Here is a 23,985-nt window from a genome sequence, read left to right on the forward strand (position 1 = left end):
CTTCTTTATTGTTTAAGGTCGGATCCTCAGTGGATCGAACCAGATGGAGGTCAAACATGCAGAAATTTTCTTTCAATCGGCGACTGGTCATCATCATCGTCTGCTTGATTGTTAGCTTTGCTTTGATGACGTTGTCCGTAGCCATTCGGAATAAGCGTTCGACGCCGCCATTGATTCAACAATTCGGTAACGATATTGTCGGGTTAGCCGACCGGGTGGTGGCTTTACCAGCCAATGGGCTGAGCGGGTCCGTCAGTTCGCTTTCAGAACTCTTAAATACGTACCAAGAAAACCAGCAGTTAAAGAAACAGGTCGGTGAATTGGCCCAGACGAAGGTTCGGGACCAAACGCTGGCTAAGGAAAATAAACAGCTGAAGAAGCAGATTGGGTTAAACGCCTCGTTAACGGACTACACCGCCATTACGGCGGCGGTCATTACCCGGACGCCTTCATCCTGGCAAAACCAAGTCGTCATCAACAAAGGCTCTTCCGCGGGCGTGGTCAAGAACATGCCCGTCATGTCTGGCTCTGGATTAGTGGGGCGGATTGCGGAAGTCAACAAGACGAACTCGAAGGTCGAGCTGATTACGGATAATAACGACTCAGCGAACCGGTTCGCCGTTCAGATTAACACCAAGTCTGGTAAGACGGTCAACGGTGTCTTGAGCGGGTTCAATGCGAACAGCGGCGAAATCACCATGAACAACCTGACGACTAAGGCTAAGATCAGCAAGGGCGACAAGGTCGTCACCAGCGGTTTGGGTGGCGTAACGCCTAAGGGCTTATACGTCGGCCAAGTCGCGAAGTCGACGGGTGACGATTACGGACTGTCGACTAAGCTGTACATTACGCCGGCAACCGACTTAAGCAGCCTGAACATTGTGACGGTTGCCGTTACCAAACAGTAGGGGGGACGCGGCGTGTATCGACTATCAAAGTTACGATTTGGCTTTCCGATTGGCCTCTTTCTGTTTCTGTTTTTAGACGGGTCAATCAGTCAGGTCTTTAGTACGCACCTCTTTCGTTACTCGGCGGTCATGGTCAGTCATCTGGTGGTTCTGTGGCTAATTTGTGCCATTTTGTTTGAAGACCGGATTGACATGCCGTTGGCACGGTGGGCTGCTGTTATAGGGGCCGTTTTCGATTTGTACTATACCGGCATCTTCGGGGTCTACGTCTTCATCTTTCCGTTAGTGGTGTACTTGACCCGGGTGTTAACGCGGTACATCAGTCCGAACTTTTTGAGCGGACTGTTGATTTACTTTATTGATATCACGTTGGTTGAGGCCTTAGGGTACTTGGCTAGCCGCATGGTTCATTTGACCAATATGGCAGGGAGCACCTTTCTAGTCACGACGCTGGGGCCCACATTGGCCTTGAATCTTGCGTTGTTTGTGATTTTATATTTTCCCATTCGATGGGTGTATAATTGGTTAAACTAGGTGGAGGGAAAGAACGCTATGCAAGCTGCCGTATTACGTGGAACGCAAAACGGCTATGATTTAGTCCTCAAGCAATCTGCAAGTCTGGACCAGATCCTAGTCGACTTAAAGACTTTACTCGAAAATCTCAAGGTTGATCCGCAGGCCCAAGAAACCAGCAAGGTATCACTGGACGTGTTAACGGAAGATCGAATCCTGACTGCGGAAGAGAAACAGCAAATTGAACAAATGGTGGGGAACTATCCCCGGTTTGAAATCCATAAGATTGCCGCCAACGTCATTACGATTGCGGACGCAGAAGAGTTGCGGGAACGGGAAAACGTTCATTTGCTTAGTAAAGTGATTCGTAACGGCCAAGAGGTCTCTATGCAGGGGGATGTCCTGTTTTTAGGCACCATCCACGAAGGGGGCAAACTCTGTACGACCGGAAATATTTTTTCCATGGGTAACGTTAGCGGTATCTTGCAGGCGGGGTATCCCGACGACGAGTCAAAATTGGTCATGGGAAATTTAGAATCTGCTCAACAAATTCGAATTGCCGAACAATTTGATATTATTGAACCTGATGAGTTACAACCTTCACCCCAGACCATTGCCTACGTGAATGACCTTCACGTGTTGAGCTATGGTCACTTGGATAAACTAAAAAAGATTAATCCCAAGCTGTATAACCAGATCGGAGGAATTTAGAAATGGGAAAAGCAATTGTCATTACCTCTGGTAAGGGGGGCGTTGGTAAGACCACGACTAGTGCGAATATCGGGACGGCGCTTGCCTTAATGGGCAAGCGGGTCTGCCTGATGGACCTTGATATTGGGTTGCGGAATCTAGACGTGGTCTTAGGCCTCGATAACCGAATCATTTACGATATCGTGGACGTAGCGACGGGTCGGGCGAAGTTACCGCAAGCCCTGGTGAAGGATAAGCGCTTTGATGATAAGCTATACCTGTTACCGGCCGCACAAAATACGGATAAGACGGCGTTGCAGCCAGAGCAGGTCAAGGAAATCGTAGACGAACTAAAACCAGAGTACGATTATGTCTTGATTGATTGTCCTGCCGGTATCGAGCAAGGGTTCATGAACGCGGTCGCTGGTGCGGACGCGGCCATTGTGGTCACGACACCAGAGATTTCTGCGGTCCGGGACGCTGACCGGGTCGTCGGTCTGTTGGAACAACACCCATTGACCGAAGCCCCACGGTTATTGATTAACCGGATTCGACGCAATATGATGCAGGATGGCTCGATGATGGACATTGATGAAATCACGCACCATCTGGGCATCGAACTCTTGGGCATCATCTTTGATGATGATGCGGTCATCACCACGTCTAATCAAGGGGAACCCGTGGTCTTGGATACGGATAATCCGGCCGCGCAAGGCTACCGGAACGTGGCCCGGCGTCTTGAAGGGGAGACGGTGCCGTTGATGAAGCTAGAAGACCAACCGGAACCGGGCTTCTGGCATCGGGTCAGCAACTGGTTCCATCGCGGTTAAAAATTAACGCTTGACGAACCAGGAAAAACATCGTAGTATATTGTCAATGAATTTAAAACGTTGAACAGAAGAGTAGGACTCACAAGCGTCTCCAGAAAGCCCGGCCGATGGAAGCGGGTGACCTTGTTGTTCCGAAACACATCTGTGAGTGGTTGTCTGAATCTTAGTAGGATGGCTCGGGAAAGCCCGTTACAGCTGGAGTTGCTTGCAACTCACTGAGGTCGGTTCAGTAATGGATCGGCGAACAGGGGTGGAACCACGATGTGATCGTCCTCTTAGGCCAGTTAGGTCTAAGAGGACGTTTTTTATTTCGGGGGACCGGTGCAGGTAACTCCACGAGTCGGTCGATGTGAGTCGATCGAGAATTGAGGTGGCACCGCGGTGAAACGTCCTCTTGGCTTTTAAGCCAAGGGGGCGTTTTTTAGGTTCAGCGCCGACCTACTGGCAGGTACTGGTTAACGTGGATAAAGGAGGAAACAAGTGATGATGACTTATATTAGTGAAATTTTACCGTCGTTGATTTCTGGGACGGGAATGACGCTTTCGATATTCTTCTGGACGGTGATTATTTCCATCCCCTTAGGTATCTTGGTGGGCTTGGGGATGCTGACCAAGTTCAAGCCCTTAACTTGGGTGATTAACGTGTACGTCTTACTGATGCGGGGAACCCCCCTGTTACTGCAATTAATTTTTGTCTTTTACGGGTTACCCATCATCGGCATCGTCTTTCAACGGTATGACGCGGCACTCTTCGCGTTTATCTTGAACTACACGGCGTACTTCGCCGAAATCTTCCGGGGGGGCCTGCAAGCCATTCCGGAGGGACAATATGAAAGTGCCCGGGTTCTCCGGTTGACGAATTGGCAGACGTTGCGGCGCATCGTGATTCCCCAAGTGGTGAAGATCGTTCTCCCGTCCATTGGGAATGAAGTCATCAACTTAGTTAAGGATTCGTCCTTAGTCTACGTCATCGGGTTAGGCGACCTGTTACGTGCAGGGAACGTCGCCATGGCGCGTGATGTGACGCTGTTACCGTTGGCCTTAGTCGGCGTGATCTACCTGTTACTCACGGCGGTCTGCACCCTGGTCCTGCGACGGTTGGAAAAACACTACAGTTACTGGCGGTAAGCTAAAGGAGGTCGTCTGAATGTTAGAACTTAAAGGAATTACCAAGAAGTTTGACGGTAAAGTCATTTTAGATAAGGTGAATCTCACCGTGCAAGATGGTCAGATTCTGACTATTGTGGGCCCTTCTGGTGCTGGGAAGACCACGCTGCTACGGTGTATCAGTGGTTTGAGCCCGGTGGATGGCGGTCAGTTTCGGTTAGATGGCCAGGTATTTGACCCGGCGACCAACCGGGATAACGATGCCGTGATCGGGGTGGTCTTCCAGGACTTTCAGTTATTCCCGAATTTGACGGTCTTGCAAAACGTGACGTTGGCCCCGACCATGGTTCTGAAAAAGACCGCGGCTGCGGCCGAACAGGAGGCCCAAGAGCTACTTAAACGGTTGAACCTGGATGGTAAGGCCGACTTGTACCCGTACGAATTATCCGGGGGGCAAAAACAACGGGTCGCCATCGTGCGCGCCTTAGCTATGCACCCGAAACTGTTATGCTACGATGAACCGACGTCTGCGTTGGATCCAGACTTGCGAAAAGAAGTCGAGCAGATCATCCTTTCTCTGAAGCAGGAAGGCATGACACAGATCGTGGTCACCCACGACATCCCCTTTGCGGAAAACATTGCAGACCAGATGTTACGGGTTGAACCCAAGCAAGCTTAGAGAGGGGGACCAGAATGAGTATGAAACGACTGTTACGGTTGCTGGTCGCCGGTCTACTGGTGATTAGCCTGGGAAGTGTCTTAGCGGGGTGCACCAACGTGACCCAACGGGCGAACACCCAGGATACTTGGCCGAAGATCGAAAAGCGGCAACGGGTGGTTATCGGGCTGGATGACACCTTTGTCCCCATGGGATTTCGTCAGAAGAGCGGGAAGTTAGTGGGGTACGATATCGACCTCGCCCGCGCGGTTTTTAAGTTGTACTACATCAAGGCTGATTTCCAGAGTATTGATTGGAGTATGAACGTGACGGAGTTGCACAACGGAACCATTGACTTAATCTGGAATGGGTTCTCGATTACGCCACAACGGCAAAAGCAAGTGGCCTTTTCGGACACCTACCTCAATAACGATCAGGTCTTAGTCACGTTAAAGAAGAATCACATTACGTCGTTTGCGGGGATGCAGGGGAAGGTGCTGGGGGCCCAGAGTGGGTCGTCAGGCTTCAACGATATCGACGCTTATCCGAAATTACTGAAGAATCGGATTAAGAATCACAGCGCGATTCAGTACGATAACTTCACGAATGCGTTCATTGACCTGAACGCTGGCCGGATTCAAGGTCTGTTGATTGATAGTACTTACGCGAACTACTACATTAAGCACCAGAAGAATCCTGGTGCTTACCAGACTACGGTCGGGAGTTTCCCTAAGGAAGAGTTTGCGGTCGGGATGCGCAAGGGTGATACGACCATGCGCAAGAAGATCAATGCGGGGTTGAAACGCTTGGCGGCTAACGGGACGTTGGCGAAAATCAATGAGAAATGGTTTGGTCAAAACGTGGATACGCCGTTATTGAAGACTCAAAATACCCAGTAGGGATTGCTAAAAGTTAAATAAGCTGAGACTTCAAGAGCCTGGGACAAAATGCCCAGGCTTTTCTGTTCTCGATGGTAACGCTACGGTACTGAAACGTGCGACCAAAGGCAGCCAGCTCCGCTTACGCCGTTAATGCTCACTGGCTAACCGCCTTTTGTCCCACTCTCTTTGATTTGCGCCGGATAATTGGGATTCAGAGGGGAAAATAGTGGGTAAAACCGGTGTCATATCTGGTAAATTTGGGGGAGGTCGGCTTGTATTTAAGCGTTATTTCCCTTATCATTAAACACCGTTAGTGATTTGTTAAGGAGGGCCCACGCGTGCATTTACAGATAAAAGACGGGGTAACGTTAGACTTGTTACCTTCGAAGCAATTCAAGACCATCGGCATCAAGGTGGACTTTGTCACGCCGCTGAAAGCAACGGCGATTACCGCCCGCGCCTTGTTGGCTCAGGTCTTAGAGACCAGTACGGCAGACTATCCGACCCAGACGGCGCTGGCACGTCAGCTTTCGTTGATGTACGGGGCAAGCTTTGGGATTACGGTGTTGAAGGTGGGGACCCAACACATTCTGCGGTTAACGTGTTCGGTAGTGGATGAGCAGTACCTGACGGTCTATCAAGACGACCAGCCGCTTTTTGAGCGGGGAATGGCGTTATTGCGGTCGGTCTTGTTTGCCCCCTTATTGCCACAGGGGAATTTCGACCCCACAACGTTTACGCAGCAACGGCAAAATTTATTGACAGCGATTAAGTCATTAGACGATGATAAACAGTATTTGGCCAATCGTCGGTTACAGGAGTTGCTCTTCGCGGGTCAACCCACGCAAGCAATGAGTGCGTTGGGGGATGTAACCACGTTAGGGGCGTTGACGGCCACGGACGTGTTGGGAACGTACCACGAGATGTTGGCCCATGATGCCGTTCACGTGGCAGTGATTGGTGACGTGACGGCAGAACGCGTACAAGCGGCGTTAACTCAGTGGCCACTGACGCCACGGACGGTGGCTGACCAGTCCCCGTATTACCGGTGGACGCCTAAGTCCCAGGTTCAGGTGGGGGACGATTTGGCGCCGGTCGTGCAAGCCAAGCTGAATTTAGGCTACAGTCTGCCCATCTATCGGGATGATTCCGACTTCATGGCAGCGGTGGTCTTTAACGCAGTCTTCGGGGGAACACCCCTGTCTCTGTTGTTTACCAACGTTCGTGAGAAGGCGAGCTTAGCCTACTACGCTAGCAGCAGTTAAAATCCTTTCGCGGGGACGCTAAGTGTCCAGACGGGGATTCAAGCGCAAAACCAGCAACGGGTGGAGGCCATCGTCCAAGAACAATTGGCCGCGTTACAGGCGGGACAGCTTGAAGCACAACTCTTAGCCGAGGTAAAGGCAAGCCTGCTGAACGCACGGTTGTCCGCGCTAGACAGCCCCCAGCGGCTGTTGAATGAGCGGCTGAGTGCCCAATTAACACATGCGGGCCTATCGGTGGCTCAATGGCAGACGGCCTTGGCAGCGGTCTCGGTGGCGGATGTTCAACGGGTCGCGCAGCGAGTTCACCTGCAAGCGACGTATTGCTTACACGGAGGTGTTGCGGATGCTGACTAAGCAAAATTATGAACAATTAGGTGAAGCCGTTTACCGGACGACTTTGGCCAACGGGCTCAAGGTGGTGTTGGTTCCCAAAGCGGGTTTCCATAAGACGTTTGCCATTATGACCACGAACTACGGCTCGATGGATAATGAATTCGTGCCTCGTGGACAAGAAACGGCTGTCCGGTATCCGGACGGAATCGCCCATTTTCTCGAGCATAAGCTATTTGAAAAGAAAGACCACGACGCGTTTGACCTGTTCGGAAAATTTGGGGCAAGTGCCAACGCGTTTACCAGCTTTACGCAGACTAGTTACCTGTTTGCGACGACCAGTCACCTGCATGAAAACCTCGATATCTTGTTAGACTTTGTACAGGATCCCTATTTCACACCGGCTACGGTGAACAAAGAAAAGGGGATTATTGGGCAGGAAATTCAAATGTACGATGACGACCCGGGATGGCAAGGGTACTTTGGGATGATTGGCAACCTCTATCCTAAGGAGCCGTTGCATATTGACATTGCGGGAACGGTGGCGTCAATCGATCAGATTACGGCGGATGACTTGTACGCAGCCTACCAGACCTTTTATCATCCTAGCAATATGAGTCTGGTGATTACGGGCCAGTTAGAACCCGATGAAACGTTGGCGTGGATCACGGCGAACCAGGCCAAGAAAACCTTCGCACCAGTGACGCCGATTCAGCGAATCGCAAGCCCTCAGGCGGCGCCAACGGAAGTGATTGCGCAAACCACGCGGCACTTAGCCGTAACTCGGCCTAAGGTCAACCTTGGGATTCGTGGTTATGATCCGGCACCGACGGGAACGGCAGCTTTGACGTATAGCGTGGCCGTCTCGTTGATCTTTGACCTGCTATTTAGTGATACCAGCGACCATTATTTGCGACTTTACGACGCTAACGTGATCGACGACAGTTTTGGGTATGATTTCCAGATTCAACGGGGCGCGCACTTCGGGCAACTTGCAGGAGACACTGACCATCCGGAAGCCTTTGTGAGTGAATTAAAGGCGATTTTAGCCGATGCACCCGCGCAGGTTCAAGCGGCGGAACCACAGTTTGATCTGGTCAAGCGTGAGGCCATTGGCCGGTTGATTGGTGCCATTAACTCGCCAGAAGCGATTGCCAATCAATACTCGGGGCCGCTCTTTGGCGAGACCATGTTGTTCGACGAACTAACCGTATTGGAGCAGATGCAATTTAGTGACCTGCTGCCCGTGGCCCGTGCATTCTTTGATCACAGCGTTCAAACGGTCGCAACGATTTTGCCGGAAGAGTTAAGAAACGGTTAAATCCTGATTTATGGAGCTGGTGGCTGAAAATGGGGCGGTGCCTATGCTATACTTCAGTAGAGAAAACTTAAATAGGTGGAGAGTTTAAAAAATGAGTGAGAACAAGATTACGCTGGGAAAGACGTTAAAGGATGCGCGGATTGCCAAGGGCTTTACCCTGGATGACTTGCAACAAGCCACTAAAATCCAAAAGCGTTATCTGATTGCGATTGAAGACCAGCAATTTGATGAGTTACCTGGGGATTTCTATGTCCGGGCATTCATCAAGCAATACGCGGATATGGTTGATTTGGATGGGGGCGAACTGTTAAAGCAATTTGACAGTGCGTTACCCAGTACGCAGACACAAGAGTATGTTGATAAGGTCAACGAGAACAATCCAGAGACCCGTTCCCAACAACGTAAGGTGGATGACCGGTCCCTCCGGTTACGGCGGTTGATTCCGTTAACCGGGATCGTGGTCGTGGTTTTGGCCGTCTTAGTGGGGATCTGGATTGCTGCTGCGCGGAGTGGTCACTCAACGGTGCAACAGAACGTTGACAGCAGCTCCGTGAGTGTTTCGGGAAGCTCGAGCAGTAGTTCTAGCAGTTCCAGCAGCAGTTCGGCGGCAAAGAAGTCTTCTTCTAGGAAGAAAGCAACCAAGAAGGGGACATTCAAGCGATTGAGCGCGACGACTTCCGGGTCAACTTGGCAGATGACTAACGCATCTAGCAAGCCGAAGATTAGCCTGTCCGCAACTGGGAACAGCTGGATGTCCGTCTCCGTTGGCGGCTCCACGACTTGGCAAGGTACGTTAACGTCGTCGACGACCCACGCGCTGACGCTCCCTAGCGGCACCACCAGTGTGACCTTCAACTTTGGGAACGCCCCTGTGACCACGGTGAAGGTCGATGGTCAGAAGTTTAACTTCAATTCGGCCACGGCAACTAGTAATGCGTCCAGCAGCAGTAGCAGTACCACGACCACCACGACTTCGACGAGTTCAAGTACCACGACCTCATCGCAAGTTCAACGGGTCACGTTGGAATTTAAATAAACAACCTGTCAGCGGGTCGGTCATTGACGACCGGGCCGCTTTTTAGTGAGAAATTGGCTTTTTAAAAGGAGGAGTTAGTTGTGAACGTCCCGAATCGGTTGACGATCATGCGAATCATTTTGATTCCAATTTTCATCTTGGTGTTAGTGTTGCCCCTTGATTGGGGAACGGTGACTTGGTTAGGTACCGATATTCCAGTCACCCAAATTTGGGGGGCCTTGATCTTTGCGGTGGCCTCAATTACGGATTTCCTAGATGGTCAGATTGCGCGGCGCCAGCACTTGGTCACGAACTTTGGTAAGTTTGCGGACCCCTTGGCCGACAAAATGATCGTCATGACGGCGTTCATCATTCTGGTCGCCATGGGCGCAGTTCCGGCATGGGGTGTGGCCATCATTGTCTGCCGGGAATTGGCCGTAACGGGATTACGGTTGATCGTCGTTGAAACCGGTGGTCGGGTCTTAGCTGCGGCTTGGCCAGGCAAGATTAAGACCACGACGCAAATGGTCGGCATCATTCTCCTCTTGTTGAACAACGTTGGCTTTGGGACGATTCACGTGCCAATGGCTCTGATTTTCTTCTACATTTGCTTATTCTTCACGATTTACTCGGGAATCGATTACTTCGTGCAGAACCGACAAGTCTTCGCCGAGTCTTCGGCTGAATAGGTTAAACACCCCCGTTGGTCAACGGGGGTGTTATACTTTGATCAGCAGGTTTTGTCCGTGATGACCAGTCAATGGCTGCGTCAGTCCGGACGATGAATGAGCAAAAAGAAACCCGTAATCGAAAAAAGGCCACCCGTTATCGGAGTTATCAAGTGTGGCCAGCTAGGAGGACATGGCGTGCAAGCAGAAATTATTGCAGTGGGAACGGAAATTCTATTGGGACAGGTCGCGGATACGAATTCTGCGTTTATTGCGCAGGAACTCGCGAGTGCTGGTATTGAGGTCTATTATCATTCGCTGGTTGGCGATAACGCAGATCGGTTAACCGCACTGGTGACGCAAGCCCGTTCGCGGAGCGATTTAGTCGTGATCAGTGGCGGTCTGGGCCCCACTAAGGATGATTTGACCAAGCAGACCGTTGCCCAGTTGTTGGGGGTCAAATTGGTGCAGGATGATTCGGCGATGGCTAAGATTCACGATTTCTTTGCAACGACTGGCCGGGAGATGACGCCTAATAACCGTTTGCAGGCGTTATACCTCGCGGGGAGCCATCCCCTGAAGAATGAGACGGGAATGGCCGTGGGGGCCTTCTACCAGGCACCAGACGGCGCTGACGTGATCCTATTACCTGGACCGCCGAGTGAGATGCGGCCAATGATGGTCCACCAGGCGTTGCCTCTGATTCGGGAGACGTATCAGCGGCAAGAGTATCTGACCTCCCGGGTCTTACGCTTTTACGGAATCGGCGAGAGTCAACTTGTGACGAAGTTAGCGGACCTGATCGACCAGCAGACGAACCCGACGATTGCCCCCTACGCTAAGCGCTACGAAGTGACGTTGCGGCTGACAGCTAAGACCACCCAGCAAGGGTCGGCAGAACAGTTATTAACGACCATGATTGCGGAGATCAAACGGCGGGTGGGAACCTACCTGTATGGCTATGGCGATGAAAATAGCCTGGCCAACGTGGTGGTTCAACAACTTATCGAGCGGCACCTAACCATTACGGGAGCGGAGAGTCTAACTGCCGGTGAATTTCAAAGCACCTTGGGAGCCGTTCCGGGGGTCTCAGCGGTCTTTCCGGGGGGCTTTGTGACTTACGCCAACCGTGCGAAGCACGACCTGTTAGGGGTCCCGCAGGCCACCATTGACCACGATGGGGTCGTCAGCGAGGCCACGGCTAAGGCGATGGCGGAACGCTCGCGACAGATCTTAGATACGGATCTAGCGGTCAGCTTTACGGGGGTTGCGGGTCCGGATAGCCTAGAAGGACAGCCAGCGGGAACCGTTTGGCTGGGCTTGGCCCAACGGGGACGAGCGCCACAGGCGAAGTTGGTCCATCTGACGGGGAACCGAGCAGACGTTCGGATGCGGGCCGTCATGAGTGGCCTGGATTGGGTCCGGCAGACCATGCAGGCTTCTGAAAAATAGGGGAACTATTGTTCTATTTTCGCTTGCATTTTGTTCGCTAAATCGGTATAGTGTTACTTGGAAATGAGAGCAACTAAAGGAGGATTTGGATGGCTGACGAACGACAAGCGGCGCTGGACAAAGCGCTGAAAAAGATTGAAAAGGACTTCGGTAAGGGGTCGATTATGCGGATGGGTGATGACACCAAGACGCAGATCCTGACAGTTCCATCTGGCTCCCTGGCGTTAGATGTCGCCTTGGGTGTGGGTGGTTATCCCCGTGGTCGTATCGTTGAAATTTATGGTCCTGAATCTTCAGGGAAAACCACGGTTGCGTTACACGCGGTAGCGGAAGTACAAAAGCGCGGTGGTACGGCAGCGTACATTGATGCCGAAAACGCGTTGGATCCGGCGTACGCAACGGCCTTAGGGGTCGATATCGATAACTTACTGTTATCGCAACCAGATACCGGGGAACAGGGGCTGCAGATTGCGGACGCTTTGGTTTCCTCTGGTGCGGTGGATATCGTCGTGGTTGACTCCGTTGCGGCTTTGGTTCCCCGTGCCGAAATCGAGGGTGAGATGGGCGATGCCCACGTGGGGTTGCAAGCCCGACTCATGTCGCAAGCGTTGCGGAAACTTTCAGGAACCATTAACAAGACCAAGACGATTGCCCTATTCATTAATCAAATTCGTGAAAAAGTGGGTGTGATGTTCGGGAACCCTGAAGTGACCCCTGGTGGTCGTGCCCTGAAGTTCTACTCGACGATTCGTTTGGAAGTTCGGCGGGCTGAACAGATCAAAAACGGGACCGATGTTATCGGGAACCGGACGCGTATCAAAGTGGTCAAGAACAAGGTTGCGCCGCCATTTAAGAAGGCTGAAGTGGACATCATGTATGGTCACGGGATTTCCCAGACCGGTGAACTGCTGGATATGGCGGTCGAAAAAGACATCGTGGATAAGAGCGGGTCTTGGTACTCTTACGGTGAAGATCGTATTGGCCAAGGGCGTGAGAACGCTAAGCAGTACTTGGCCGATCATCCGGATATGATGGCAGAAGTTAACCGCCGTGTGCGGGTAGCTTATGGTGTTGCGGATGAAGATGAGACCACGACGGCTAAGGACAAGGACGCGAAGACAACGGATAAGAAGACGGACCAGGCGGATTCGACAGCCAAGTCTGCGGACAAGGCAACGGTTAAGCAAACGTCGTTGACTACCGATACCCCTAAGGATACAACCCCGGGGGCCAAGGTGATTCAACCTAAAACTCATAAGTAATTTAAGGACACGATGTGGTGAAAGCCACGTCGTGTTTTCTTTTGACCATCCAGCGAACTTAGCGATAGTTTCTGATGAGTTTAGTTGACAGTCTTTGTGGCAACTATTAAAATTGAATTTGTGTCAGTTATCATACAAACATCTTGAAAAGTCTGATTACAAATTAGTCATTTTTGATGATGCGGAGGTGGAATCATGAGTGTTCCAATTATAATCCTCGCAATCATCGCTATCGTTGTTGGTGTCGTGGGTGGTTATTATTTTCGGAAGTCCGTCCATGAACGCAAGTTAGATGCTGCTAAGTACACGGCCAAGGGTGTGCTGGCGGAAGCGCGCAAGCAAGCGGAGACGTCGACTAAAGAAGCACTGTTGAGTGCGAAGGAAGACAGTCATAAGTATCGTGCAGAAGTTGAACAAGAGCTCAAGCAACGGCGAGCTGAAGTTCAGAAGCAAGAAGACCGGTTAATTCAACGGGAAGAGACGCTGGATCGTAAGGACAGTTCCTTAGAGAAGCGGGAAAATTCGTTGAACCGACGGGACAAAAAGCTGAGCGCTGAAGAGCAGAACTTAACCAAGAAGCAACAGCAAGCAGACTCACTGATTGAAAAGCGGCAAGCAACGGTGGAATCCGTTGCGGCGCTATCCCAGGATGATGCACGCGACCTGATTTTATCTGAGGCGAAGCAGGCCTTAGCGGGTGAACGTGCTAAAATGATTCGAGAAAGCGAAGAGACTGCGCGGAAGACGGCTCAAGAACGCGCCAAGGATCTCATCGTTTCGGCAATTCAACGGAGTGCCGCGGATATGGTCACGGAGACCACCATCACGGTCGTGACGTTACCGAACGATGACATGAAAGGGCGTATTATTGGCCGTGAAGGTCGTAATATTCGGACCTTAGAAACGCTGACCGGTATCGATTTGATTATCGATGATACGCCGGAAGCAGTCGTCTTAAGCGGCTTCGACCCCTTACGGCGCGAGGTTGCCAAGATTGCGCTTGAAAAACTGATTCAAGACGGGCGGATTCATCCCGCGCGGATTGAAGAAATGGTGGCTAAAGCGAAGAAGGAACTCGGCGAGCATGTTCGGGAACTGGGCGAGCAGGCGACCTTTGATTTGGGAATTCATTCCATGCACCCCGAGCTGATTAAGCTGGTCGGGCGGTTGAATTTCCGGATTTCTCATGGGCAAAACGCTTTGGCCCATTCAATTGAAGTTGCGAAGATCACTGGGGTCTTAGCAGCGGAACTCGGTGAGGATGTTACGTTAGCAAAACGTGCAGGATTATTACATGATATTGGCCGCGCTGCAGAGCATGAAGATGATAGTTCGTACATTACCTTAGGAACAGAACTGGCAAAGAAATACCGGGAAAGTTCCACGGTAGTGAACGCCATCGCTGCGCAAGCGGATCAAACGGCGCCGCAATCTGTGATTGCGGAACTGGTCGGGACAGCTGATACGATTTCGGCGACTCGGCCAGGCGCACGTTCAGACTCCTTAGAAAGCTACATTCACCGCTTAGATAAGCTGGAAACCATTGCCAATAGTTTTGATGGTGTGGATCACAGCTTTGCCATTCAGGCGGGACGTGAAGTTCGAGTCATCGTGCGGCCCGAGAAAATTTCCGATACGGATGCCGTGGTCTTGGCCCGCGACATCAAGAAACAAATTGAAGGTGATCTGGATTATCCAGGACACGTCAAGGTTTCAGTTATTCGGGAAGTTCGGTCAGTTGAATATGCGAAATAAGTCAGAGAAGCTAGGCCTTAGGGTCCTAGCTTTTTTACGTCACTGCCGGAACAATCATGGTAAAATAAGTAGTATTTATAAGGGTGTCGTCTGAAAGTAAGGGGCGCGCCAAGATAGGGGCATAACGATGCGGATTCTTTTTGTTGGCGACGTAGTTGGTGATATGGGGATGGCGATGATTCACGAGTACCTTCCTCAGTTGAAGCGGGACTTAAAACCCCAAGTCACGATTGTGAATGGTGAAAATTCAACGCCGGTGGGTCGCGGCATTAGCTATAAAATTTATAAGCAACTTCTAAAAGACGGGGCCGACGTGGTGACCATGGGGAACCATACCTGGGATAACGCCGAATTATTCGAGTTCATCGATGACGCTAAGCGCCTGGTCCGGCCCGTGAATTTCCCAGGAAAGACGCCGGGACAAGGTTGGACTAAGGTCAAAGTCAATCAGCAGATGCTGGCGGTCGTGAATATTCAGGGCCGGGTCTTTATGAACCAATTGGTCGATGATCCCTTTGCCACGATGGCCGACCTGGTGCCGGAGCTCGATACACCGTTCGTGTTCGTAGATTTCCATGGTGAGGTAACCAGTGAGAAGCGGGCTTTTGCGATGCGTTTCACGGGGGATGTCTCGGCCGTTGTGGGGACCCACACGCACGTGCAGACCAGTGACGCCCAGGTACTCGACCACCAGACGGCCTTTTTAACGGAAGTGGGTATGACGGGACCGGCAGACAGCATCTTAGGGATGCAGGCGGATAGCGTTATCACGCGCTTTGAGAATCAGCGCCCCGCACGGTATACGGTTCAGACGCAAGGACCGGGCCTGTTATCTGGTTGCGTCATTGACCTGAACGATCAGACGGGGCACGCGCGGGCGATTCGACCGATTCTGATCAGTCCCCAACACCCCTATCAAAGTTAACCAAGTGTTTTTAACGGAAGGATGACTCACGCTTCATGACCAAGACAAAATTGACACCCATGATGGAACAGTACCAAAAGATTAAGGATCAATACCCGGATGCGTTTTTGTTCTATCGCCTGGGGGATTTTTATGAAATGTTTAATGACGACGCCGTGAAAGGGTCACAGTTATTGGAACTCACGTTGACTACGCGGAGTCACAGTGCGAAGAACCCCATCCCCATGTGTGGGGTGCCCCACAAGGCCGTCCAGAATTATATTGATATTCTGGTGGACCAAGGGTATAAAGTGGCCATCTGTGAACAGATGGAGGACCCTAAGTTGGCCAAGGGCATGGTCAAACGGGAAGTGATTCAACTGGTCACGCCGGGGACCCAAACGGATACGGGGGCAGCGGGCGCCAAACGAAACAACTATTTGACCGCCTTAACCATGCCCACGGCAGACCACTATGGTCTAGCCTATACGGACCTTTCAACGGGTGAGTTGAAGGTGGCTGCAATCGATAACCTCACCACGGTCATGAACGAGTTGATGAGTCTTCAGACCAAGGAAGTCGTGGTTAACGAAAGTATCCCAGCGTCTCTGACGGAGCGGTTCAAGAAGCTAGGATTGCTGGTTTCGCGGCAGCCGGAGATTGAACCCAGCTCCGAATTAAGTTACGTGCAACAGGACCTGACGGATGAACGGATGATTCAGACGGTGGGGATGTTGGTCACCTACGTGACGGTCACGCAGAAGCGAAGTTTGGCACATCTTCAGCGGGCGGTGGCGTATCGGCCAACCGCTTTCCTTAAATTTGATCATTCATCACAAGCAAACCTTGAGTTGACGCAGAACCTGCGGACCAAGAAGAAGTCGGGGACCCTCCTATGGCTACTTGATGAAACCAAGACGGCCATGGGTGGCCGGCTGTTGAAGCAGTGGCTAGACCGGCCCTTGATCGATCAAGCCATGATTGAGGACCGTCAGGCCAAAGTTGGGGCGCTCCTCGACCATTATTTTGAACGGAATAGTTTACAAGCCGAACTGGTCAAAGTCTATGACTTGGAACGGCTGGCCGGTCGGGTCGCCTTCGGCAGCGTCAACGGTCGGGACCTGATTCAACTGCAGACGTCGTTGGAACAGGTTCCCCAAATCAAACACACCCTCAGCGAACTGGATGAAGCCGTTTTTGATCCGATGCTGGACCAACTAGATCCCGTCGAAGACGTCGCAACGGCGATTCAAGACGCCATCGTGCCGGAACCACCTTTATCGGTCACGGATGGGGGCGTGATTCGCGACGGCTATAACGACCAACTGGACAGCTATCGGGATGCGATGCGTAATGGCAAGCAATGGCTGGCCGAACTGGAAGCGCACGAACGCGCCGTCACGGGCATTAACAACCTAAAAATCGGCTATAACCACGTCTTTGGGTACTACATCGAAGTCACCAAGGTCAACTTGGACAAGCTACCAGCTGACCGGTATCAGCGCAAGCAGACTTTAGCTAACGCGGAACGGTTCTCAACGCCGGAGCTGAAAGAAAAGGAACGTCTGATTCTGGAAGCGGAGGAAAAATCGACGGCATTGGAATACCAGCTTTTCGTGGATCTACGGGAGCAGGTCAAGAAGGCCATTACGCGATTACAGAAGTTGGCGGCGGCCATTGCCAGCCTGGACGTTCTCCAGAGCTTCGCGGTGGTCAGCGAAGACTACCATTTCGTTAAGCCAACCTTTACACAGGGCCACCAGTTGGCAATCAAGCAGGGACGGCACCCCGTGGTTGAAAAGGTCCTGGGACGGCAATCTTACGTTCCGAACGACGTCTTGATGGACGACCAGACCAACATTCTTCTGATTACCGGACCGAACATGTCCGGGAAGAGTACCTACATGCGGCAGTTGGCGTTGACGGTCATTATTGCGCAGATGGGGTGCTTTGTGCCCGCCGAATCCGCGCAGATGCCGATTTTTGACCAGATTTTTACCCGTATCGGGGCGGCGGATGATCTGATTTCCGGGCAGAGTACCTTCATGGTCGAAATGCAGGAGGCCAACCGGGCACTTAGTCAGGCCACGGCCAACAGTTTGATCCTATTCGATGAGATTGGACGGGGAACGGCCACCTACGACGGGATGGCGTTGGCCCAAGCCATCGTGGAATACGTTCACAATAAGGTCCACGCCAAGACCCTGTTTTCGACCCACTACCATGAGTTAACGGCGTTAGACGACGTGTTACCCCAGTTGAAGAACGTCCATGTCGGGGCGGTCGAGCAGGATGGAGACTTGGTCTTCTTGCACCAAGTTCAACCAGGACCGGCTGATAAGTCTTACGGGATCCATGTCGCGAAGTTGGCGGGGATGCCGGATTCCTTACTGCAACGGGCGGACGTTATCTTGCAGCAACTGGAACAACAGGCGGCGGATGCGCCGACCGTTGCTAAGGAAACTGAAAGTCAGACTAAACCCGCAACACCGACACCGACTGCCACAACGCCAGAACCGACGCCCCCCGCGACATCGGCTCAGCCAGCGACGCCCGTGAGTGAGGCGCAACCGGTGGCTGATACGGATCAACAGCTGTCGCTCTTCACGGATGAACCGGAGTTGAATCCCGTTCAGGCCAAGGTGCTGACGCAATTAAAGGATTTAAACCTGATGGGAATGACGCCAATGGCCATCATGAATCAAGTTTATCAGTGGCAACAGAAGCTAAATAAGTAATTGATTGTACACGGAAAGGATGAGCAGCGATGGCGAAAATACATGAACTCGCATCGGTCTTAGCGGACCAGATCGCGGCGGGAGAGGTGGTCGAACGACCAGCTTCGGTCGTGAAAGAACTAGTGGAAAACGCCATTGACGCTCACAGTACCCAGATTGATATTGTCGTTGAGGAGTCTGGCTTGAAACGGATCACGGTGGTAGACGACGGTGACGGGATTGCTGATGAGGATACCGAGATGGCTTTCAAACGGCACGCCACCAGTAAGATCACGGACCGTCGGGACCTCTTTAAAGTGAAGTCGCTGGGGTTTCGGGGCGAGGCCCTTCCCAGTATTGCGTCGGTGGCGGATGTGACGCTGACCACCTCGACGGGCGGCGTCGGCACCCTGATCCACAACGTCGGCGGTCAGATTGTGGAACACGCACCGGCCGCGGCGCGCAAGGGAACGGAGATTACCGTGACAGACCTGTTCGGTAACGTCCCGGCACGCTTAAAGTACCTGAAGTCCCCCACGACGGAGCTGGCGAAGATCACGGATATCGTGAACCGAATTGCTTTGAGCTATCCGCAGATTGCGTTCTCGCTGGTGCATAATGGTCGCGAACTGACCCGGACCAGTGGCCGGGGAGACCTGCAACAGGTGATTGCGGGGATCTATGGGGTCCAGAGTGCGCGGAAGATGGTGGCCATTAACGGTGAGAATCCCGACTTCAAAGTGACCGGGTACGTCAGCTTACCAGAATTGACGCGTGCAAGTCGTCAGTACATCTCATTGCTCCTGAATGGTCGGTACATTCATAACTTTCATCTCAGTAAGGCCTTGATTGCCGGGTATGGGTCTAAATTGATGGTGGGGCGTTATCCGATTGCCGTTTTAGCCATCACCATGGACCCCTTACTGGTCGACGTGAACGTCCATCCGACCAAGCAAGAGGTTCGGATTAGCCAGGAACCGGAATTGACCAAGTTGATCGAGACCACGGTCTACCAACGTCTGTCACAAGAGAACTTGATTCCGGACGTTTTCAGTGAGCTGCCCCGTAAGCGGCAGAACCAGCCCGCTAGCGATCAGCTGACCATGGCCTTGAACCAGGCATCCCAGAAGTATCCGTTGCCCAGTGCCCAGGAAACGACGTCGGCGACCACGGCTGACACCACCGCTGAAGCGATACCGGCGACCCCGGAGCGACCGTCAGCCGATGCGACCGATCATGCGGGACCGGCACCGCTGACGGCGCCGACAGCCAGTCCGGTGGAACCGGTGATGATTCAAGCTGAATCAGACCTCCAGTTACCTGCTGTTCAGGCGTTTGATCAGAAGTATCAGACGGAGACCCCGGCGGCGCCCTTAGGCCGACCGGCCGCACAACCGGTACCGGATTCCTCGCTGGCGGCGTCACCCGCCCCGGAGCAGCCGCGGTTCCCACAGTTACGGTATTTAGGCCAGGTTCATGGGACCTATCTGTTAGCTGAAGCCGATGATGGGCTGTACCTGGTCGACCAACACGCCGCCCAAGAACGGGTCAACTACGAGTATTATCGACAGGCCATTGGGCAAGTTAGTGACGATGAGCAGAAGCTGTTGGTGCCGATTGTTCTGGACTACCCAACCACCGATATTTTGGCGTTAAATGACCACCTGGAGACTTTGGCGAGCGTCGGGGTCCACCTAGAGTCGTTTGGCCCGAACAGTCTAATCGTGCATGAGCACCCGACCTGGTTCAAAGCGGGGCAGGAGACGGCGACGATTAAAGAAATGATCGATTGGGTCTTGAAGGACGGTAAGCTATCCGTTGCCGCTTTTCGGGAGAAAACGGCGATTATGATGAGCTGTAAACGGGCTATCAAGGCCAATCATCATCTGGATGATCAACAAGCACAAGCCTTGCTCGCTAAGCTGGCAACGGCGGAGAACCCGTTCAATTGTCCGCACGGCCGCCCCGTTTTGGTCCACTTTACGGATCAAGATTTGGAACGGTTATTCAAGCGTATCCAGGATCCGCACCAGAGTGGGGATGACTGGGAAGCCTGATGGGGATACTCTTTGGCGGGCGAGTATGGTACAATTTAAAGGCAAACATATGTTTTTTTAAAGGAGCTTACAACCCATGTATGAATACCTACGAGGGATCGTTGCGGCGGTAACGCCGGACCACATCGTCGTGGACGTGAACGGGGTCGGGTACTTGGTCAACACGGCGAACCCGTACCGTTACACGGAAGATCAGACGGTGACGATTTATGTCTATCAGGCCGTTAGTGACACGGCGCAGACTCTATATGGGTTTGCGGATTTTGCTGAAAAACAGTTATTCTTAAAGCTGATCAACGTCAGTGGTATCGGGCCGAAGAGTGCCTTGGCGATTCTGGCGAATCCAGATCACGATGGCCTAATGATGGCCATTAAAACCAATGACGTGAGCTTCTTGACTAAGTTCCCTGGTGTGGGGAAGAAGACGGCTGGACAGTTGGTCTTGGACTTACAGGGTAAGCTCGATGACCTCGCGCCGGCTACGAGTTCGCAGCTCTTTGAACCGGAAGCCGTGGCAACCGGCGAAGGCAATCCGCAATTGGATGATTGCTTAGCGGCGTTAGCGGCTTTGGGGTACCGGGAAGCGGCCATCAAGAAGATTACCCCGCAATTGCGTCAATTTGCGGGTCAGAGTACGAACGATTACTTGAGTGAGGGCTTACGGCTCTTAACCAAATAAAGAAGGGAGGGGTCGCCCATGGCAGATGACGACCGTCTTGTGTCACCAGAACCGGCCGATGATCGTGAAGATTCCGTTGAAAAATCATTACGGCCCCAAACGCTGGCCCAGTACATTGGCCAGGCGCCCATTAAACACGAGTTGCGGGTTTATATTCAAGCCGCGAAACAACGGGAGGAATCCTTAGACCACGTGCTGTTGTACGGGCCACCAGGTCTTGGGAAGACCACGTTGGCCTTGGTAATTGCTAACGAGATGGGGGTTCAGATTCGAACCACCAGTGGTCCCGCGATCGAGAAGCCGGGAGATCTGGTTGCACTGTTAAATGAATTGCAGCCCGGCGATATCTTATTTATTGATGAAATTCACCGGCTGCCTAAAGTGGTTGAGGAAATGCTGTACTCCGCGATGGAGGACTTCTATATCGACATTGTGGTGGGGCAGGGCCCGACCGCTCATCCGGTGCACTTTCCGTTACCGCCGTTTACCCTGATTGGTGCGACCACCCGTGCTGGACTGTTATCAGCGCCGTTACGGGACCGCTTCGGAATCGTTGAGCACATGGCCTACTATGATGCCGACGATTTAGAAGACATCGTGGTTCGCTCGGCGGAGATCTTCCAGACGCCGATTGCCCCGGAAGGTGCCAAGGCGATCGCGTTGCGGTCACGCGGGACACCCCGGATTGCGAACCGGTTGCTGAAGCGGATTCGGGATTTTGCGGAAGTGTCGCCGGATCATGACACCATTGATCCCGTGATTGTGGACCACGCCCTGACCCTCTTGCGGGTTGATTCGGCGGGACTAGATCCTATTGATATCAAGTTGTTGACCACCATGATCGATTATTACAACGGGGGTCCGGTTGGCCTGAATACGTTGGCGGCGAATATCGGTGAAGAGACCGAAACGGTCGCCGCCATGTATGAACCGTACTTACTTCAGCGGGGCTTCTTGAAGCGAACCGCGCAGGGGCGTGTCGTGACGCCCGCTGGGTACGAACATCTGGGTCGGCCTTATCCGCAGCAGAATTAAGGGACGACTGGCGCAGTGGCCGTCCCTGATGTTGGGGAGGCGTGCGGTGTTTTCGCAGAGATAATGCCGAACATCCCTAGAATTTCCAGAAATAATTGGACGGATTCCCCGGATTCTGGTAAAGTTGTCCATTAGATAGGACACGAAGGAGTGAACGAATAGTGTTAGGAAATCTTGCAATCGCTGCCGGTGCTGGCGGCTCATACTCCACGTTGATCATTTTAGTGGTCTTCTTGGCGTTGATGTACTTCTTGATGTTACGGCCACAACAAAAGCAACAAAAGCAACACCGTGACATGATGAGTAAGTTAAGTAAGGGAGACCACGTCATTACGATTGGTCGTCTGCACGGGGTCATTGATGAAATCAACGACGCTGACAAGACGGTCACGTTGGACTGCGACGGGATCTACTTGGTCTTTGATTTACGGGCCATTGCCCAGGTAACGGCTCAAGCACCCCAAGCTGTCACGACACCAGCCGCTGATAAGGCTGATGACGCAGCTGACAAGGATGCTCAGGAAGACACCAGTGCTGCTGAAACGTCAGCAACTGATGATGCCGCTAAGCCAGCTGACGACTCTGCCGCTGACGATACGACGAAATAAGCCGATAAAAACGACTCCGTGGGGGTCGTTTTTTTGTTGGGAAAGATTGCGAGGGAACGTTCGTTCGAATATAATAAGGTTAATTTACAGGGAAGACCTTGGAATCATCGTTGAGAGCAGACATGACGGGAAAGGAGTGGGGCGGAGTGCCGCAACCGGAAGCGAAGTATACCCAGCGTAAGATTATTCACGTGGACATGGATGCCTTTTATGCGTCCATTGAGGAGCGGGACCATCCGCAGTTCAAGCACCACCCCTTAGTGATTGCCAAGGATCCCCGCAAAACGGGGGGACGTGGGGTGGTAGCAACGGCTGATTACGCCGCGCGCCGACACGGCATCCATTCGGCCATGAGCGCCAATGAAGCCCTAAAGTTGTGTCCGGAAGCCATCTTTCAGACGCCCAATTTTCCCCTTTACCGCGAGGTCTCCGCACAGATTCACCGGATCTTTCACGAATATACGGACAAAATCGAACCCGTGGCCTTCGATGAGGCCTACCTGGATGTGACCGAAAATAAGCACCATCTCCGCTCAGCCGTCCAGGTCGCTCACGAGATTCAAGCGGAGATTTACGACCAAACGCACCTGACCTGTTCCACGGGCATTTCGTACAACAAATTTTTGGCCAAAGAGGCTTCAGATTACCGTAAGCCGGTGGGGGTCAGCGTGATCTTGCCGGAAGATGCCCATGACTTTCTGATGGCGTTACCGATCAAACGGTTCCGGGGAGTAGGGAAGAAGACGGTGCCCAAGATGTATGATTTAGGCATCCAAACGGGCGCCGACCTGTATCAGCGCAGCCAACTGGCGTTGATCCATGACTTTGGGAAGTTTGGCTACGTGCTCTACCAACGGGTACGGGGAATTGATGAGCGGCCGGTCGCCTACCTGCGGGAGCGCAAGTCAATTGGCAAGGAGCGTACGTACGGGCCGCCACTAACCACGGCGGGGGAAGTAGAAAACCAGTTAACGTTTCTGGCCGAACGGGTAGCCCAAGCGGTCGCACGGAAACAGCGCCACGGGAAGACCCTGGTCTTGAAGCTACGAACCAGTGACTTTACCACGGTGACCAAGCGAATAACGCGAGACGACTTTATCGCGAACGATGCCACGACCTATTATGAGTTGGCCTGGGAACTTTACCAGAGCGTGGCGACACCGGACGAACAGATTCGTTTACTGGGCATCACGATCACGGGGCTGGCGTCACAGACGTTCGAGAACGTCAGCCTGCCACTTTGGGGTGATCAGTGAGTTTCTTTTGAAATTACCCGCTAAAACTTGTATACTGAAACGCAGTATTGTGGCGGAGTTCGCCACTAAATCGG

Annotated in this window: 22 protein-coding genes and 1 other annotated feature; all 22 genes read left to right on the plus strand. The window is 52.5% G+C overall.

Annotation, left to right across the window (positions count from 1 at the left end; translation table 11 throughout):
- The first annotated feature begins 56 nt into the window (after nucleotides 1–56).
- The 22 genes from mreC to dinB all read left to right on the plus strand — a co-directional run bounded on the left by mreC (nucleotide 57) and on the right by dinB (nucleotide 23,911).
- Nucleotides 57–908 carry a rod shape-determining protein MreC gene (gene mreC, locus RIN67_RS04890; protein ID WP_264999183.1) on the plus strand — a complete coding sequence of 284 codons (852 nt, stop codon included), beginning with the start codon at nucleotides 57–59 and terminating at the stop codon, nucleotides 906–908.
- A 12-nt stretch (nucleotides 909–920) separates the two neighbouring features.
- Nucleotides 921–1,442, plus strand: a complete 522-nt coding sequence (gene mreD, locus RIN67_RS04895) for a rod shape-determining protein MreD (protein WP_264999184.1) — start codon at nucleotides 921–923, stop codon at nucleotides 1,440–1,442.
- Between the two features lie 18 nt (nucleotides 1,443–1,460).
- The gene (locus RIN67_RS04900; protein WP_024746957.1) at nucleotides 1,461–2,132 is read left to right on the plus strand and encodes a septum site-determining protein MinC; all 672 of its coding nucleotides are present in this window, start codon (nucleotides 1,461–1,463) and stop codon (nucleotides 2,130–2,132) included.
- A gap of 2 nt (nucleotides 2,133–2,134) precedes the next feature.
- Nucleotides 2,135–2,941 (plus strand): septum site-determining protein MinD, encoded by an 807-nt coding sequence (gene minD, locus RIN67_RS04905; RefSeq protein WP_024746958.1) that lies wholly within the window; start codon nucleotides 2,135–2,137, stop codon nucleotides 2,939–2,941.
- Between the two features lie 51 nt (nucleotides 2,942–2,992).
- Nucleotides 2,993–3,219: a binding site (T-box leader), on the plus strand.
- A 208-nt stretch (nucleotides 3,220–3,427) separates the two neighbouring features.
- Nucleotides 3,428–4,069 (plus strand): amino acid ABC transporter permease, encoded by a 642-nt coding sequence (locus RIN67_RS04910; protein WP_024746959.1) that lies wholly within the window; start codon nucleotides 3,428–3,430, stop codon nucleotides 4,067–4,069.
- Nucleotides 4,070–4,088: 19 nt separating this feature from the next.
- The gene (locus RIN67_RS04915) at nucleotides 4,089–4,727 is read left to right on the plus strand and encodes an amino acid ABC transporter ATP-binding protein (RefSeq protein WP_264999894.1); all 639 of its coding nucleotides are present in this window, start codon (nucleotides 4,089–4,091) and stop codon (nucleotides 4,725–4,727) included.
- Between the two features lie 20 nt (nucleotides 4,728–4,747).
- Nucleotides 4,748–5,605, plus strand: a complete 858-nt coding sequence (locus RIN67_RS04920) for an amino acid ABC transporter substrate-binding protein (RefSeq protein WP_264999942.1) — start codon at nucleotides 4,748–4,750, stop codon at nucleotides 5,603–5,605.
- Between the two features lie 320 nt (nucleotides 5,606–5,925).
- Complete coding sequence (gene yfmF / locus RIN67_RS04925) at nucleotides 5,926–6,852, plus strand: EF-P 5-aminopentanol modification-associated protein YfmF (RefSeq protein ID WP_264999895.1); 927 nt, start codon at nucleotides 5,926–5,928, stop codon at nucleotides 6,850–6,852.
- A gap of 60 nt (nucleotides 6,853–6,912) precedes the next feature.
- Nucleotides 6,913–7,206: a hypothetical protein gene (locus tag RIN67_RS04930; RefSeq protein WP_264999896.1), complete on the plus strand. Its 294-nt coding sequence runs from the start codon at nucleotides 6,913–6,915 to the stop codon at nucleotides 7,204–7,206.
- The gene (gene yfmH, locus RIN67_RS04935; RefSeq protein WP_463669890.1) at nucleotides 7,199–8,503 is read left to right on the plus strand and encodes an EF-P 5-aminopentanol modification-associated protein YfmH; all 1,305 of its coding nucleotides are present in this window, start codon (nucleotides 7,199–7,201) and stop codon (nucleotides 8,501–8,503) included. Before RIN67_RS04930 ends, yfmH begins: the two co-directional genes overlap by 8 nt.
- 91 nt (nucleotides 8,504–8,594) lie before the next feature.
- Nucleotides 8,595–9,539 carry a helix-turn-helix domain-containing protein gene (locus tag RIN67_RS04940; protein WP_264999898.1) on the plus strand — a complete coding sequence of 315 codons (945 nt, stop codon included), beginning with the start codon at nucleotides 8,595–8,597 and terminating at the stop codon, nucleotides 9,537–9,539.
- Between the two features lie 80 nt (nucleotides 9,540–9,619).
- A complete protein-coding gene (gene pgsA, locus RIN67_RS04945) occupies nucleotides 9,620–10,207 on the plus strand; it encodes a CDP-diacylglycerol--glycerol-3-phosphate 3-phosphatidyltransferase (RefSeq protein WP_056943862.1) in 588 nt (195 codons plus the stop codon).
- Nucleotides 10,208–10,384: 177 nt separating this feature from the next.
- Nucleotides 10,385–11,638: a competence/damage-inducible protein A gene (locus RIN67_RS04950; RefSeq protein ID WP_264999899.1), complete on the plus strand. Its 1,254-nt coding sequence runs from the start codon at nucleotides 10,385–10,387 to the stop codon at nucleotides 11,636–11,638.
- Nucleotides 11,639–11,727: 89 nt separating this feature from the next.
- Nucleotides 11,728–12,900, plus strand: a complete 1,173-nt coding sequence (gene recA / locus RIN67_RS04955) for a recombinase RecA (protein ID WP_264999900.1) — start codon at nucleotides 11,728–11,730, stop codon at nucleotides 12,898–12,900.
- Between the two features lie 195 nt (nucleotides 12,901–13,095).
- Nucleotides 13,096–14,655 (plus strand): ribonuclease Y, encoded by a 1,560-nt coding sequence (gene rny / locus RIN67_RS04960; protein ID WP_107739297.1) that lies wholly within the window; start codon nucleotides 13,096–13,098, stop codon nucleotides 14,653–14,655.
- Nucleotides 14,656–14,782: 127 nt separating this feature from the next.
- Nucleotides 14,783–15,580 (plus strand): TIGR00282 family metallophosphoesterase, encoded by a 798-nt coding sequence (locus RIN67_RS04965; RefSeq protein WP_264999901.1) that lies wholly within the window; start codon nucleotides 14,783–14,785, stop codon nucleotides 15,578–15,580.
- 35 nt (nucleotides 15,581–15,615) lie between these two features.
- Nucleotides 15,616–18,297, plus strand: a complete 2,682-nt coding sequence (gene mutS, locus RIN67_RS04970) for a DNA mismatch repair protein MutS (RefSeq protein ID WP_264999902.1) — start codon at nucleotides 15,616–15,618, stop codon at nucleotides 18,295–18,297.
- Between the two features lie 29 nt (nucleotides 18,298–18,326).
- On the plus strand, nucleotides 18,327–20,333 hold the full coding sequence (gene mutL, locus RIN67_RS04975; RefSeq protein ID WP_264999903.1) for a DNA mismatch repair endonuclease MutL: 2,007 nt from the start codon (nucleotides 18,327–18,329) through the stop codon (nucleotides 20,331–20,333).
- A 76-nt stretch (nucleotides 20,334–20,409) separates the two neighbouring features.
- A complete protein-coding gene (ruvA, locus tag RIN67_RS04980) occupies nucleotides 20,410–21,012 on the plus strand; it encodes a Holliday junction branch migration protein RuvA (RefSeq protein WP_264999904.1) in 603 nt (200 codons plus the stop codon).
- A gap of 18 nt (nucleotides 21,013–21,030) precedes the next feature.
- Nucleotides 21,031–22,047 (plus strand): Holliday junction branch migration DNA helicase RuvB, encoded by a 1,017-nt coding sequence (gene ruvB / locus RIN67_RS04985; RefSeq protein ID WP_024746973.1) that lies wholly within the window; start codon nucleotides 21,031–21,033, stop codon nucleotides 22,045–22,047.
- Between the two features lie 161 nt (nucleotides 22,048–22,208).
- A complete protein-coding gene (yajC, locus tag RIN67_RS04990) occupies nucleotides 22,209–22,655 on the plus strand; it encodes a preprotein translocase subunit YajC (RefSeq protein WP_056943853.1) in 447 nt (148 codons plus the stop codon).
- Between the two features lie 146 nt (nucleotides 22,656–22,801).
- A complete protein-coding gene (dinB, locus tag RIN67_RS04995; protein ID WP_264999905.1) occupies nucleotides 22,802–23,911 on the plus strand; it encodes a DNA polymerase IV in 1,110 nt (369 codons plus the stop codon).
- Nucleotides 23,912–23,985: the final 74 nt, after the last annotated feature.

Source organism: Levilactobacillus namurensis (genome assembly GCF_032197885.1).
Lineage (GTDB): Bacteria > Bacillota > Bacilli > Lactobacillales > Lactobacillaceae > Levilactobacillus > Levilactobacillus namurensis_A.